Annotated in this window: 14 protein-coding genes; 1 reads left to right on the top strand and 13 read right to left on the bottom strand. The window is 61.8% G+C overall.

The features are described 5' to 3' along the window. Positions 1-44: 44 nt before the first annotated feature. From ACQ4WQ_RS19185 to flhD, 13 genes are all read right to left on the bottom strand, one after another. The gene (locus ACQ4WQ_RS19185) at positions 45-1,115 is read right to left on the bottom strand and encodes a protein-glutamate methylesterase/protein-glutamine glutaminase (RefSeq protein ID WP_035826603.1); all 1,071 of its coding nucleotides are present in this window, start codon (positions 1,113-1,115) and stop codon (positions 45-47) included. 108 nt (positions 1,116-1,223) lie between these two features. Then, on the bottom strand, positions 1,224-1,832 hold the full coding sequence (cheD, locus tag ACQ4WQ_RS19180) for a chemoreceptor glutamine deamidase CheD (protein ID WP_034758343.1): 609 nt from the start codon (positions 1,830-1,832) through the stop codon (positions 1,224-1,226). Between the two features lie 9 nt (positions 1,833-1,841). Then, positions 1,842-2,714, bottom strand: coding sequence for a CheR family methyltransferase (locus tag ACQ4WQ_RS19175; RefSeq protein WP_326456260.1), 873 nt, complete (start codon positions 2,712-2,714; stop codon positions 1,842-1,844). Positions 2,715-2,785: 71 nt separating this feature from the next. After that, entirely contained in the window at positions 2,786-4,507 is a 1,722-nt protein-coding gene (locus ACQ4WQ_RS19170) for a methyl-accepting chemotaxis protein (RefSeq protein ID WP_436499248.1), read from the bottom strand. Positions 4,508-4,694: 187 nt separating this feature from the next. Continuing rightward, on the bottom strand, positions 4,695-5,201 hold the full coding sequence (locus ACQ4WQ_RS19165) for a chemotaxis protein CheW (protein WP_034758356.1): 507 nt from the start codon (positions 5,199-5,201) through the stop codon (positions 4,695-4,697). Between the two features lie 30 nt (positions 5,202-5,231). Continuing rightward, a complete protein-coding gene (gene cheA, locus ACQ4WQ_RS19160) occupies positions 5,232-7,427 on the bottom strand; it encodes a chemotaxis protein CheA (protein ID WP_436499246.1) in 2,196 nt (731 codons plus the stop codon). A 43-nt stretch (positions 7,428-7,470) separates the two neighbouring features. Continuing rightward, positions 7,471-7,836, bottom strand: a complete 366-nt coding sequence (locus tag ACQ4WQ_RS19155) for a response regulator (RefSeq protein WP_034758362.1) — start codon at positions 7,834-7,836, stop codon at positions 7,471-7,473. Between the two features lie 83 nt (positions 7,837-7,919). Further along, a complete protein-coding gene (locus tag ACQ4WQ_RS19150; protein ID WP_034758366.1) occupies positions 7,920-8,468 on the bottom strand; it encodes a hypothetical protein in 549 nt (182 codons plus the stop codon). A 46-nt stretch (positions 8,469-8,514) separates the two neighbouring features. Beyond that, entirely contained in the window at positions 8,515-9,492 is a 978-nt protein-coding gene (gene motB / locus ACQ4WQ_RS19145; protein WP_436499244.1) for a flagellar motor protein MotB, read from the bottom strand. Positions 9,493-9,550: 58 nt separating this feature from the next. Beyond that, positions 9,551-10,411, bottom strand: coding sequence for a flagellar motor stator protein MotA (motA, locus tag ACQ4WQ_RS19140; RefSeq protein ID WP_077401985.1), 861 nt, complete (start codon positions 10,409-10,411; stop codon positions 9,551-9,553). A 219-nt stretch (positions 10,412-10,630) separates the two neighbouring features. Then, positions 10,631-11,392 carry an SAM-dependent methyltransferase gene (locus ACQ4WQ_RS19135; RefSeq protein ID WP_436499242.1) on the bottom strand — a complete coding sequence of 254 codons (762 nt, stop codon included), beginning with the start codon at positions 11,390-11,392 and terminating at the stop codon, positions 10,631-10,633. 109 nt (positions 11,393-11,501) lie between these two features. Continuing rightward, the gene (flhC, locus tag ACQ4WQ_RS19130; protein ID WP_326458939.1) at positions 11,502-12,065 is read right to left on the bottom strand and encodes a flagellar transcriptional regulator FlhC; all 564 of its coding nucleotides are present in this window, start codon (positions 12,063-12,065) and stop codon (positions 11,502-11,504) included. A gap of 149 nt (positions 12,066-12,214) precedes the next feature. Beyond that, positions 12,215-12,532 (bottom strand): flagellar transcriptional regulator FlhD, encoded by a 318-nt coding sequence (gene flhD, locus ACQ4WQ_RS19125; protein ID WP_010396649.1) that lies wholly within the window; start codon positions 12,530-12,532, stop codon positions 12,215-12,217. 606 nt (positions 12,533-13,138) lie between these two features. Here flhD and kynU point away from each other — a divergent pair. Next, on the top strand, positions 13,139-14,389 hold the full coding sequence (gene kynU / locus ACQ4WQ_RS19120) for a kynureninase (protein WP_436499239.1): 1,251 nt from the start codon (positions 13,139-13,141) through the stop codon (positions 14,387-14,389). Positions 14,390-14,392 lie beyond the last annotated feature (3 nt).

The following is a 14,392-nucleotide window of genomic DNA, read 5'->3' as shown; positions in this document are numbered from 1 at the left end:
GCTTTTAGGCGAACAAACTTGCCTCAGATCATATAAAACGTGGCTTACACGCGCAAAGCACGCATGCCGTGCGCCGCCAGGTGTCCCAGCACCATGCCAGGCAGCGCCGTCAGAGCGCCGACCTCATGCGTAGCGCCGACGGCGATCGCCTCGCGCGGCATGCCGAACACCACGCAACTGGCTTCATCCTGCGCAAAATTATACGCTCCTGCGGCCTTCATCTCCAACATGCCTTGCGCGCCATCCTTGCCCATGCCGGTCAGGATCACGCCGACGGCATTTTTACCAGCCGATTGCGCGGCCGAACGGAACAGCACATCGACGGACGGACGGTGGCGGTTCACCGGTTCGCCCTGGTCGATCTTGGTCATGTAGTTGGCGCCGCTGCGCGTCAGGGTCAGGTGCGAATGGCCGGGCGCGATATAGGCGTGGCCGGGCAGCACGCGTTCGCCGCCTGCCGCTTCCTGCACCGATATCTTGCACAGCGAATCGAGGCGGCGCGCAAACGAGCGCGTAAAGCCTTCCGGCATGTGCTGCGTGATCAGGATGCCGGGGCAATCGGACGGCATCTGCATGAGGAATTCGCGGATCGCTTCCGTGCCGCCCGTCGAGGCGCCCACGATGATCAGCTTTTCGCTCGACGTCAACGGGCTGCGCAGCGCAGGCAGCGGCGCGGCGACCTTGTCGCCGGCCGACGGCAGGGTGCGCGCGCGGATGCGCGCCTTCGAGGCGGCGCGGATCTTGTCGGCGATCATGTCCGTGTACTCGCGCATGCCGCTCTGGATGGAAATCTTCGGCTTGGTGACGAAATCGACGGCGCCCAGTTCCAGCGCGCGCATGGTGATTTCCGAACCGCGCTCGGTCAGCGACGACACCATCAGCACCGGCATCGGGCGCAAGCGCATCAGCTTTTCCAGGAAGTCCAGGCCATCCATCTTCGGCATCTCGACGTCGAGGGTCAGCACGTCGGGGTTGGTCTGCTTGATCATCTCGCGCGCCACCAGCGGATCGGGCGCCGCCCCCACCACTTCCATGTCGGGCTGGCTGTTCACGATTTCCGTCATGACGCTGCGGATCAGCGCCGAGTCATCCACGATCAATACCTTGATCTTCATAGTTATCCTTCCAGGCCTTGCGGCCCTTGTTTCTTATTAAATTAGTACCCGGACCACACCGCCGCACCCCGCACAACGCGGTGCGCAGCAGGTTTGGTCCGATATGTATCAGAACAGCTCGACCTCGCCGCCCACCGGCGCGACCTTGAGGCGGCTGGCGTAATCGAGTTCGCGGCGCACCAGCGTGTCGTTATGCGTCTGCATCAGCTTTTTCACCAGCACCTTGCCGCTGCGGGGGAAGAAATACACCTTGCGCGGGTGGATGTCGTTGAGGTCTTCCGCCACCACGCGCATCTTTTCCGCCTTCAGGTAATTGATGACAAAGGCCGCATTGCGTTCGCCCACGTTGATCGCCGTGAAGCCGCGCAGCACGGCGCCGCCGCCGAACACTTTCGCTTCCATGTTCTCGCGCCGTGCGCCGGCCTTCAGCAAATCGTTGATCAGGATTTCCATGGCGTAGGTGCCGTAGCGCATCGACGCGGAAATCGGGCTGTTCGGATCGCTGCCGCCATCGGGCAGCATGAAATGGTTCATGCCGCCCAGGCCCGTCACGCGGTCGCGGATGCAGGCCGAGACGCAGGAGCCGAGCACGGTGACGATCAGCATGTCCTTGTTGGTGAAGTAATACTCACCAGGCAAGATCTTGGCGGCGTCACAATTGAACGTCCTGTCGTAATAGACGTTAGTGGCGAATTGCTCTTTGGATTCCAGGCTCATATTTCACTCTCATGTACGATGCGACGATACCTTGGGCGCGGCGCCCCGAGGCTGATCGAGCTCATAGACTGTTTTACCGCGCAGCTTCAATGAATCCGACACGTACAGAAAATTCTCCGAATGTCCCGCGAACAGCAGGGCATCGGGCTTCATCAATGGCACAAAGCGCGACAGGATCTTGCGCTGCGTCGCCTTGTCAAAATAAATCATCACGTTGCGGCAAAAGATGACGTCGAACTGCCCCGTCAATGGCCAGCTGTCGGCCAGCAGGTTGAGCGGCTTGAAGGTGATCATCTGGCGCAGTTCCGGGCGCACCCGTACCTGCCCCTCGCGGTCGCCCTTGCCGCGCAAGAAAAAGCGCCGCGCGCGGTCGGCCGGCATCTTGTCGAGCCGGTCCAGGTTGTAGACGCCATTGGCGGCCGTGGCCAGCACGTTCGTGTCGATGTCCGTGGCGATGATGGTGACCGGCGGCGTAAGCGTATTGAACGCCTCGCACACCGTCATGGCGATCGAATACGGCTCTTCGCCGGTGGAACTGGCCGAACACCAGATGGTGATCGGCCCGCTCAGTTTTTTCACATGCTCGGCCAGCAGCGGGAAATGATGCGCCTCGCGGAAGAACGACGTCAGGTTGGTCGTCAGCGCATTCGTGAACGCTTCCCACTCGTCGCCCATGCGACCCGCCTCCAGGTCGTCCAGGTAGCGGACGAACGAGGAGATGCCGGTCGCGCGCAGGCGCCTGGCCAGGCGGCTGTAGACCATCTCCTGCTTGCTGTCGGCCAGCGCGATGCCGGCCCGCTTGTAAATCATGGCGCGGACCCGTTCGAAGTCCTTGCCAGTGAAATCAAATTCCTTGACCGATTCCGTTTTAGTTTGCGGCATTTTGTTTTTACCTCTCTATGACTACTCTGACCAATGCCTTTGCAAGTATAACTAGCGGGACCGGGTTGGCGTCAGAACTCTTCCCAATCGTCGCCGCCGGCCGCCGCCAGCTTTTTCGCGGGCGGCGGCGTGCCGGCTTGCGCCGTCTTTGCCAACCGCCGTGTAGTTGCCGCCACGCCAGGCGCCGGCCGTGCCACCGCTTTGACTACGGGCGCGGGCGCGGGCATGGCTGCCTGCGCCGCGCTCTCGCCGTCCAGCTTGAAGATACTGACAGCGTCGGCCAGTTTCTGCGCCTGGTCCTGCATGCTTTCGGCGGCCGCCGCCGCTTCCTCGACCAGCGCCGCATTCTGCTGCGTCATCTGGTCCATCTGCGCGATGGCCTGGTTCACTTCCTCGATGCCATGGCTCTGTTCCTGCGTCGCCGCCGTGATCTCGCCCATGATGTCGGCCACCTGCCGGATCGACGTGACGATCAGGCCCATGGTTTGTCCCGCCTCGTCCACCAGGCGGCTGCCCGCATCGACCTTGTCGACCGAGTCGCCGATCAGGCCCTTGATTTCTTTCGCCGCGCCGGCCGATCGTTGCGCCAGATTACGCACTTCCGACGCCACCACCGCAAAACCGCGTCCCTGCTCGCCTGCGCGCGCCGCTTCGACGGCCGCATTCAATGCCAGGATATTCGTCTGGAACGCAATGCCGTCGATGACGCCGATGATATCGACGATCTTGCGCGAACTGTCCTTGATGGAACCCATGGTATCGACCACTTGCGCCACCACCTTGCCGCCCTGTTCCGCCACCGACGATGCCGACACGGCCAGCTGGTTGGCCTGGCGCGCGTTGTCCGCGTTCTGCTTCACGGTCGATGTCAGCTCTTCCATCGACGACGCCGTCTCTTCGAGCGAACTGGCCTGCGTTTCCGTGCGCGCCGACAGGTCCGCATTGCCGCTGGCGATCTCGCGCGACGCCACGGTGATGGTGTCCGTCCCGGTGCGCACGTCGCTGACCGTCTGCACCAGGCTCTCGTTCATGTCCTTGAGCGCCTGCTGCAGCGCGCTCGTTTCATCCTTGCCTTCGACCACCACGCGCGACGTCAGCTCGCCGGCCGCCACTTTCTGCGCCACGGCCAGGGCGCCCGACAGCGGCACCGTGATCGAGCGCGTGATGAAGATGGCGCACCAGGCGCCGATCGCCACCGCCGCGCCACCCAGGATGAACAGTACCGTCATCAGGCGCGCATCGGCCGCCAGAGAGTCGTCCATGAAGCTTTGCTGCGCCACGTGCTGCAAGTCGAGCAGCTTGTTGATATCGGCCAGGGTCGCCTTGTTCAAGGGATCGATGCGGGTGGCAATCACCTTCGCCGCGCCCTCGCTGTTAAACGCCAGCACCTGCCCCATCGCTTCCTTGAAGGCGGCGTCGACTTCGCCGTCGACCTTGGCGATGTTGGCCAGCAGCGCCTTCTCGCCATCGGACAGGCCCAGGCTGGCCAGCTTGCCGCGCGCGCCGTCGTACAGCTTGCGCTGCTCGCGCACCTTGCCCTCTTCCACCTGCATCAGACCCACATCGCCCTGCAAGCCGATATTGCGCATGGCGATACCGGTTTCCAGCATCGCGCTTTTCATCAGCGACGCCTGCGTGTTCTTTTCGCTTGCCAGTGCCAGGCCCGTGAGCAACTGGGCCTTGTTACGGTAATTCAGGGCATTCGCCGAAACGATCACCACCACCAGGATGGCGAGGATGCTGCCAAAACCTATCCCCAGCCGGGTGCCTATCTTGAAATCGCGCAAACTCATTACAGTCTCCAATATTTATGTGAACGGCGCCCGTTCAACCGGACGGCGCCGTGTTGTGGCCGGGTCTCTGTCGGACCTTGCAGCCTGCCGGCGCGCCTCTGGCTGATGCCCGCGCCGGTACATGCATATCTGTAGTGATTCTTTGCGTTCTAAAACGGCGGCGCACCGGGCGCCGCCTTGCTGCCGCTTACGCCGCCAGCTTGTCGATCAGGCCCATCTCGCTGCTCGACATCAGCTTGTCGATGTCGACCAGGATCAGCATGCGCTCGTCGATGGTGCCCAGGCCGATCATGTAGTCGGTCGAGAAGGCGGTGCCCATTTCCGGTGCCGGCTTGACCTGCTCCGGCGTCAGGGTGGTGACGTCGGAAACGCTGTCGACCACCATGCCGACGATACGGCCGCCGATGTTCAGGATGATCACTACCGTGAACTGGTCGTACACGGGCGTGCCCAGGTTGAACTTGATGCGCATGTCGACCACGGGAATGATGATGCCGCGCAGGTTAATCACGCCCTTGATGAATTCAGGCGCGTTGGCGATGCGGGTGACCGCTTCGTAACCACGGATCTCCTGGACCTTCAGGATATCGATGCCGTACTCTTCGGAGCCCAGGGTGAAGGCCAGGAATTCACGGCCGGCGATGTCCTTGCCGTCGCCCGCATTGCTTCCGGATGTTTGTTGAGTATCTGACATGGTGCGTTTTCCTATCTTTATCTATCGGTATTACGAAAAAATGGACTCGTCGGCCAGCTGGCGAGAGGAACGGATCAGGGCGGCGACATCGAGAATCAGCGACACGCCGCCATCGCCCAGGATGGTGGCGCCGGAAATGCCCACCACCTTGCGGTAATTCGATTCGAGGTTTTTCACCACGACCTGCTGCTGCCCCACCAGGTCGTCGACAAACAGGGCCGCCTTGCGCCCTTCCGTCTCGAGGATCACGCAGATGCCTTCCGAGGGACTGGTAAAGCGCGGCGCGATGTCGAACATCTGGTACAGCGGAATCAAGGGCAGGTATTCGCCGCGCACTTTCACCACCTGCCCCTTGCCACTGATGTCCTTGATGTCCTCAACGGCCGGCTGCAGCGATTCGATGACAAAGCCCAGCGGCAAAATATACACTTCGTCGCCGACGCGGATCGACATGCCGTCCAGGATGGCCAGGGTCAGCGGCAGCGAAATGGAAATCGTCGTGCCGAAACCCTTGGCCGAACGGATGTCGACGACGCCGCCCATGGCGCTGATATTGCGCTTGACGACATCCATGCCCACGCCGCGGCCCGACACGTCGGTGACCGCTTCGGCGGTGGAAAAGCCGGGCGCGAATATCAGCTGCCACACGTCGGCGTCGCTCATCGACTCGGATACGTCCAGGCCTTGCTGCGCGGCCTTGGCCAGGATGCGCTCGCGGTTCAGTCCCGCGCCGTCATCGGATACTTCGATGATGATGTTGCCGCCCTGGTGACTGGCCGAGAGGAACAGACGGCCCGCCTCGGTCTTGCCGGCGGCCACGCGGGCGGCCGGCATTTCCACGCCATGGTCGATGCTGTTGCGCACCAGGTGCGTGAGCGGATCGACGATGCGCTCGATGAGGCCCTTGTCCAGTTCCGTGGCGGCGCCATTCGTGATGAAGTCGACCTTCTTGCCCAGTTTCGTGGCCAGGTCGCGCACCATGCGCGGGAAGCGCGAAAAGACGAAATCCATCGGCATCATGCGGATCGACATGACCGCTTCCTGCAAGTCGCGCGTGTTGCGCGTCAGGTGGCTGACGCTGTCGAGCAGTTTTTCATGCAGCATCGGGTCGAGCGCGCTGGCGCGCTGCTCGATCATCGCCTGCGTGATCACCAGTTCGCCCACCAGGTTGATCAGCTGGTCGACTTTCTCGATCGAGACGCGGATCGACGACGACTCGGCGCCGGCCTTGTCGCCCTCTTTCTTGGCCGGTTTCTTTTCCTGCTCCGCTTCGGCCACAACGCTCGCCACGGCCGGCGTGGCGGCGGCGCTGCCCGCCTTGGCCGCGTCGGCGCGAATCTGTTCTAGCGGCTGGAAGAAACCGTAGCCCTGTTCGGCATCGCTCTGCACGCCGGCGGCGGCGCGGATATCCTCGAGCGGCTGGAAGAAGCCATAGCCGGGGTCCGCCGCGCCCTGTGCGGCAGGTGCGCCTGGCAGCGGGTCGAAGAAACCATAGCCCTGGGCTTTTTCCTGCGCCGCGCGGGCCGCCTCGGCTTCGCCTGGCGCCAGCGGCGGCGCCTGCGTGATCACCATGTCGTCGGGATTGAGCACGAACGAGCAGATGGCCAGGATATCGTCCAGGCTTTCATGCGTCGTCACTTCCAGCACCTTGCGCGCGTCGGGCAAGCTCGATACGGCGACGTCGCCCAGCAAGCCCAGTTCGGCCGCCAGCGCATCGACTTCGCGCGGCTCCATGGCCGGCAGCTCGAGGCGGATGCGATGGCCGCCGGCATGGCTGACGGCGGCTTTTTCCGCCGTATGGAAGGCCGGCGCGACGGGCGTGAGCGCGGCCACCGGCACGTCCTGCGAGAACGACTGCAGCATCATGCGCACGTTGGCCACGGCATCCTGGTCGACGGCACTGCCCAGGCGATGGCCGTCGAGCTGCATCTTGAGGATATCCTTGGCGGCCAAAAAGGCGTCGACGTGTTCCGCCGTCAGGGCCATCTGGCCCTGGCGGATGCGGTCGAGCAGCGACTCGAGGATGTGCGTCACCTCGCTCATGTCGGAGAGGCCGAACGTCGATGCGCCGCCCTTGATCGAATGGGCGGTACGGAAAATGGCATTCAGATCTTCGGCGTCGGGCGCCGCAATATCAACGGCCAGCAGCAGCCGTTCTTTTTCAGCCAGCAGTTCTTCGGCCTCATCGAAAAAGACCTGAAAAAACTGGCTAATATCGATGGTCATAGGGTGACTCCGTCAATTGCATCGTTGTGCTGCGCGGCTGGCATCAGCCGATCACCTTCTTGACCACTTCGATCAGGCGTTGCGGATCGAACGGCTTGACCAGCCAGCCATTGGCGCCGGCGGCACGTCCTTTCGATTTCATCTCGTCCGACGACTCCGTCGTCAGCATCAGGATGGGTACCTTCTGGTAGGTCGGCAGCTCGCGCAGCAGCTTGATCAGCTCCAGGCCATCCATGCGCGGCATGTTCTGGTCCGTCAATACCAGGTCCACGGTTTGCAGCTTGGCTTTTTCCAGTCCATCCTGGCCGTCGACGGCCTCCACCACCTGGTAACCGGCGGCTTTCAGGCTGAACGCCACCATCTGGCGCAATGAGCTGGAATCGTCCACTGCAAGTATCGTTTTGGCCATCTTTGCTCCCACTTATTCCGGGCATCCTGCCCGAGTATTTGATTAATCAATCCATGCAACCACAAGCGCTCCACACTGGCATGCTAGAACAGCTCGATGTCGCCGCTTTCCAAATGCTGCTGACTGACAGCCTTGCGCAGCACGCTGCGCAACTCCAGGCTTTGAATCGCCAGCGCCATGCTGACCCGCCCCAGCAAGGCGACAATTTCTTCATTGTCGCTCTCCGGCAACATCTCCGCGCCATGCTCGCCCAGGGTCCCGAGGAACTCGCGCAAGCCCGTCACGCGCTTCAAGGTGCGCTCGATCAGCTGGCTGGTCATGTCCTGGAACTGCAGGCTGGTGATGGCGGCATTCACATAGCCCCCCACCTCATCCTGCAAGGCCAGCAGTTTTTCCCGCTGCTGCTCGGCAGGAATACCGCCGTCGAGCAGCAAGGCGATCGTGTCTTGCTGCGCAGCGACGGCTGCGTGTATCGCCATGAAATTGAAGGACAGCTTCTCGATCGCCTCTTCCAGCAAGATGCCGGTCTGCACCAGGTCGGTTTCCACCTCCGTCAAGTGCTTGCGGCCATGGTCCGACACGCCAGACAGCAGGCGCTTTACATGCGAGCCAAGTATTTTCTTTCTTGTCATAAAGGTCTCATTGTTTCAATACACCACGCGTCGACAGCCTTGCGTGTTATTTTTTCGCCGCTGCCGGGGCGGGGACTGGCGCCGCCGCGGGCGGCGCGCCGGCCGCCAGCCCTGAAGCGACAGCGGCGGAAGCGGCATCGGTCACCGGCAATTCGATCGCCGCACCATCGCGCAGGACATTTTCTTCCGTGCGTTTGTTCATGACGATGATGCTGATGCGCCGGTTGATCGGATTGAAGGGATCGAGCTTGTCCAGGTGCGCGGCCGAGCCCAGGCCCACCACGCGCAAGACTTTTTCTTCCTTCATGCCGCCGATCACCAGTTCGCGCCGCGACGCATTCGCGCGGTCGGCCGACAATTCCCAGTTGCTGTAGCCGGCATCGCTCATGTAGGGGGTCGAATCCGTATGCCCCGACAGGCCGATGCGGTTCGGCACTTCATTGAGCACGGAGCCGATGGCGTGCAGGATTTCCTTGGTGTACGGTTGCAGGTTCGCATTGGCGAGCGCAAACATAGGACGGTTCTGCTCGTCGACGATCTGGATGCGCAAGCCTTCGCTGGTGATATCGAGCAGCAACTGGTTCTTGTATTTTTTCAGCAGGGGATTGGCGTCGATGGTCGCTTCGATGCGCGCCTTGAGCGCCTGCAGGCGCTTGCTCTCCTCGCGCTCGAGCGCGGCCTTGGCGGAATTGAGGTCGAACGATTTGCGCTGCTGCTCTTCCTGCGCCTTGCGTACCTGCCCGTCCTGGCGCGACAGGTCCTGGCCGCCGCCCTGGATCACGGAATTGCTTTCGCCGCTGCCGGAGCCGCCCGCCATGGCCACTTTCAACGGTGTCTTGAAGAATTCGGAAATGCCGTTCAAGTCGCCCTTCGAGGTGGAGCCGAGCAGCCACATCAGCAGGAAGAAGGCCATCATGGCCGTGACAAAGTCGGCGTAGGCGATTTTCCACGCCCCGCCATGGTGTCCGCCAGCCGTCTTCTTGATACGCTTGACGATAATCGGGCGCATGCCTTCATCGGCCATGGCGTCCCCCTTCCGTGTGCTGCAAATGACTCATGGTGTCCAGGCGTAGTTTCACTGCTTACTTCGTTTTCGATTTCTTGATGTGGTCTTCCAGCTCATTGAACGTCGGGCGCTCGGTCGAGAACAGCACCTTGCGGCCGAACTCCACGGCCAGCGCCGGCGCATAGCCGTTCAGGCTGGCCAGCAGGGTCACTTTCACGCACTGGAACATCTTGCTCGACTCTTCCAGCTTCTGTTCCAGCAGGCTGGCCAATGGCCCCACGAAACCGTAGGCCAGCAAGATGCCGAGGAAGGTGCCGACCAGCGCGTGCGCGATCAGCATGCCCAGCTCGGCCGGCGGTATGCCCACCGACTCCATCGTGTGCACCACGCCCATCACGGCGGCGACGATACCGAACGCGGGCAAGCCATCGCCCACCTTGGCGATCACGTGGGCCGGCACGGCGCCTTCGTGATGGTGCGTCTCGATTTCGTTGTCCATCAGGTTTTCGATCTGGAACGCATCCATATTGCCCGATACCATCAGGCGCAGGTAATCGGTCATGAATTCGACGATGTGGTGGTCGGCCAGCACGGCCGGGTATTTGGAAAACAGCGGGCTCTCTTCCGGCTTGTCGATATCGCCTTCGATCGACATCAAGCCTTCCTTGCGCACCTTGCTGAGCACTTCGAACAACAGCGACATCAGTTCCATGTACAGCTCTTTGGTATAGCGCGAGCCCTTGAACAGGCTGGGCAAGGCGGCGATCGTCGCCTTGATGGCCTTGTTATTGTTACCAACAAGGAAGGCGCCCAGGGCGGCGCCGCCGATCATCAGCAACTCCAGCGGCTGGAACAGCGCCGCCAGATGGCCGCCGGCCAGCGCGAAGCCGCCAAAGACCGAGGCGCAGACGATGATGTATCCGATTATGACTAACAAGTGCCCTGACTCCCAATAATGGCCGTGGCTGTGTGCCCGGCATGTTCAAACCTGTTTCTGTCTCTTGGCGGCTGCGCCGCCGACAAGGACAGCGGCAAAAAAAGTAACCGAAAGTTAATTGAAATGTGCTGCTTTTCAATGCAATTCCGAGAAAATGCCGTGTGGAACTACAATAACGTGAGATTGCCCTCCGGGCAAGCAAATAACGCAGACAATTGCTTAAAAGCACCATATGTAAAGTAAAGGGCCACTCTCTGTGGCGGCGATGGTCTTATCGGGCTCGCGCGCCGCAATCCGGAATTCGTAACTAAGAAGCATGCTACCGGGCAACATTTCCCTTTCCGCCTTGATCCACAGGGCCGCCATTGCCGCCGGCGACAGGTAGGCAAACACGGCATCGTAGCGGCCGAAGTCGAGCGCTTCGTAATCGCCGCGCAGGAAGCGCGCCCGACTGCCCGCCAGCCGCGCGCGCAAGCGGCTGGCCAGCCACGGCAGCGGGGCCAGTTCGATGCCGGAAAACTGCCCGTCGGGCCGGCGCCGCGCCAGGTCCAGCACCAGGCCGCCCAGGCCGCTGCCGATGTCGACCAGCCGCACGCCGGGCCGGTCCGCGATCAGCTCGGCCACCGCCTGCCACACCTTCGGCCCCGACGGGTAAAACGGCACTTGCGTGCGGAACGTGGACCAGTACAGGCTCAGCAGGAAAACAAAGGCCGCCAGAAACACGGCCGGAGGCCAGTCGAGCAGACTGGCGCCCAGCAAGGCGGGCGCAAACAGCAGGCCGATGGCGCACCACCAGCGCGCCAGGCCCGCGCGCCACGTGATAAGCGCCGCCAGCACACCCTGCAGCAAGGCCACGGCCGGCAGCGACATCGTCGCGCCGGCGCGCGCCAGGCCATATACCAATAGCAACATCAAGGGAAAGGCCAGCACCTGGATCAGGATCGCCTTGAGCGCGGGTGCGCGCAGGATTTGTTGCAGCATGGGACAGCCATCGGAGGAAAACGCCAGTGTAAGCGAAAGCACCATGAAAAAACCGGAGTCCGGTCTGGCGACCGCTCCGGTTTTCACTGAGGCTATTCTTGAAGCAGTATCAGGCGACGACACCGGGCGGCGCGACAGCGGCCGCTTCGTCGCGCGCCTTCTTGGTCTTGCCGGCGCGCGAAGGCATGTGGCACAGGCCGCACACATAATCGGCGTTCAGGTCGAGGCAGTTGACGACAAACTTGCCGCCGCACTTGCCGCAGGGCGCCATGTCCAGCATCTTGCTGCTGAAAAAGCGCACCAGGGTCCAGGCCCGCGTCAGCGACAGCAGCGGCTCTTCGCCCGCTTCGGGCGGCATCTGTTCCAGATACAGCTTATACGCCTTCATCACGGCTTCGATGCCGGTGGCGCCCGCGTGGTCGACGAGGAATTTGTGGATGTTGATGAACAGCGAGGAATGGATATTCGGTTGCCAGGTGAGGAACCAGTCGGTGGAAAACGGCAGCATGCCCTTGGGCGGCGAGACGCCCTTCAATTCCTTGTACAGATTCAGCAGGCGTTCGCGCGACAGCGACACTTCCGTCTCCAGCAGTTGCAGGCGCGCGCCCAGCTGTATCAGTTCGATGGCCAGCTGGATTTCCTGCGCTTCCGATACGACACTTTTCTTGGCCATGCTGTGTACTCCGCGACTGACTGATACTGACTAACTGAGACTGACTAAAAGGTTGCCGGCAAAATGTTCAAGGCAAGGCGCGTTGCCGAAGACAGTACGAATGTACGGCGAGGCAATGCAACACAGCCATGGACGTTTTGATGGCGATCTTAGGCGATTTCTTCGACGCCCTGTCCGGCCATGAGGATGGCAGCGTGCGACTGGGCCAGCGAGCGGTCTTTATTGTAGTTCGTCAACATGCCCAGGATGGCGCTGTCGTCGAAGCGGAAGCGGGCCAGCATCATGTTGCCGCCAGCGAGCTTCAGGATCTGCGCATTGCTCATGCCTTCGATCAATTCGGCGATGTCGGCGGCAATGCCCAAACGGAAGATGGCCGTTACCTTGTCCGCACGAATCATTTGCTGGGCCAGCATCAGATAGCTCAGGTTAGCGTCGCGAATCTCAGCCATCATGTCGTTAGCAGTCATTTCCATCTCCTCAATCCGTTGAATTCAGCCAGCATTGTTTGTTGCCAGTGAGATACATTCTGCAGGAGCAACATCAAACGCAACAGAGGTGCAGCGCTGTATTTTTGGTCGGGCAATAGAGGATGGGATCGTAGGTGTTTGTCTGACAAACACTGCTCGATCATGGTCGCACGCCAGCAACGGCGCGGATGTGGGAAGTTGGCTCCGCGACGGATTTACCCGTCTTTTGGCCTGTAAAAAATATCACTTTTTTACAACAACTTGATCGGAATCAAGCCTGTCTACTGAGATAACGGCCGCCTTGGCAGGAACTTTAGGGCTTTTTCGAAAAATATTTCAAAGACCCACATTCTTTTTTGGCCGGTTTGACACCGTTCATGTAATCGTTGACGGCGGCGCCTGGCAAAACTTTAGGGCGATTTGAAAATATTTTTAAAAATCGTGATTTTTTTCGTTGACGCCCGGCAGCGAGGCACTTTTCGCGCTGCAGCCAGGGTGGAAATGCCGCTTTTCGGCATGGATTTGCTACACTGCCTGCTTCCGCACAATACTTTAAGCCTCAAGCAATATCGTGCCATTGAGACAAGTATCAACATGAAAGCCACCATGATTTCTCGACATGACTGCAGCGCGCGCGACCTCGACGATCCTCTGGCGCCCCTGCGCCAGCAATTCGACTTGCCGCAAGGCGTGATTTACCTCGACGGCAATTCCCTGGGCGCGCGGCCGAAAGCGGCGCTGGCCCGCGCCCAGCACGTCATCACGGCCGAATGGGGCACGGACCTGATCCGCAGCTGGAATACGGCCGGCTGGTTCGACCTGCCCAAGCGTCTGGGCGACCGCCTGGCGCCGCTGCTGGGCGCCGGCACGGGCGAAGTGGTGATCACCGACACCACCTCCGTCAACCTGTTCAAGGCCCTGGCCGCCGCCCTGCAGATGCAGGCCAGCGATCCCGCCCAGGCTGCGCGGCGCATCATCGTCAGCGAACGCAGCAACTTCCCTACCGACCTGTACATGGCGCAAGGCCTGGCCGCCTGGCTCGACCGCGGCTACCAGCTGCGCCTGGTCGACAGTCCGGACGAACTGGCGCAAGCCATCGATGCCGATTGCGCCGTCGCCATGCTCACGCACGTGAACTACCGCACCGGCTACCAGCACGACATGGCCGCCATCAGCAGCCACTGCCACGCGCAGGGCGCGCTGGCGCTGTGGGACCTGGCCCATTCGGCCGGCGCCGTGCCGCTGGACCTGAACGGCGCCGGTGCCGACCTGGCCGTCGGCTGCACCTATAAATACCTGAACGGCGGCCCCGGCTCGCCCGCCTTCATCTGGGTGCCGGAAAAACACCAGGCGCGCTTCCGCCAGCCGCTGTCCGGCTGGTGGGGCCACGCCACGCCGTTCGCCATGGACCCGGGCTTCGCGCCGGCCGACGGCATCACCCGCGCCCTGTGCGGCACGCAGCCCATCATCTCGCTGGCCCTGGTCGAATGCGGCCTCGAGATTTTTGCGCAAACGAGCATGGAAGCCATCCGCCGCAAGTCGCTGGCCCTGACGGATCTGTTCATCGCGCTGGTGGAACAGCGCTGCGCCAGCCATCCGCTGGGTCTCGTCACGCCGCGCGAGCATGCGCGGCGTGGCAGCCAGGTCAGCTTCACGCACCCGCACGGCTATGCCGTGATGCAGGCGCTGATCGCGCGCGGCGTGATTGGCGACTACCGCGAGCCGGCCATCATGCGCTTCGGCTTCACGCCCCTGTACACGAGTTTTGCCGACGTATGGGATGCCGTGGAAATCCTGCGCGACATCCTCGACACACTAGCCTACGACATCGCCGCCAAGCGCGATGCCGTCACCTGAGGC

Origin of the sequence: Janthinobacterium goodfellowi, from assembly GCF_051380695.1 — a bacterium.
Lineage (GTDB): Bacteria > Pseudomonadota > Gammaproteobacteria > Burkholderiales > Burkholderiaceae_D > Janthinobacterium.
The sequence above is the reverse complement of the archived record's forward strand: the minus strand, read 5'-3'. Positions and strand labels throughout refer to the sequence as shown.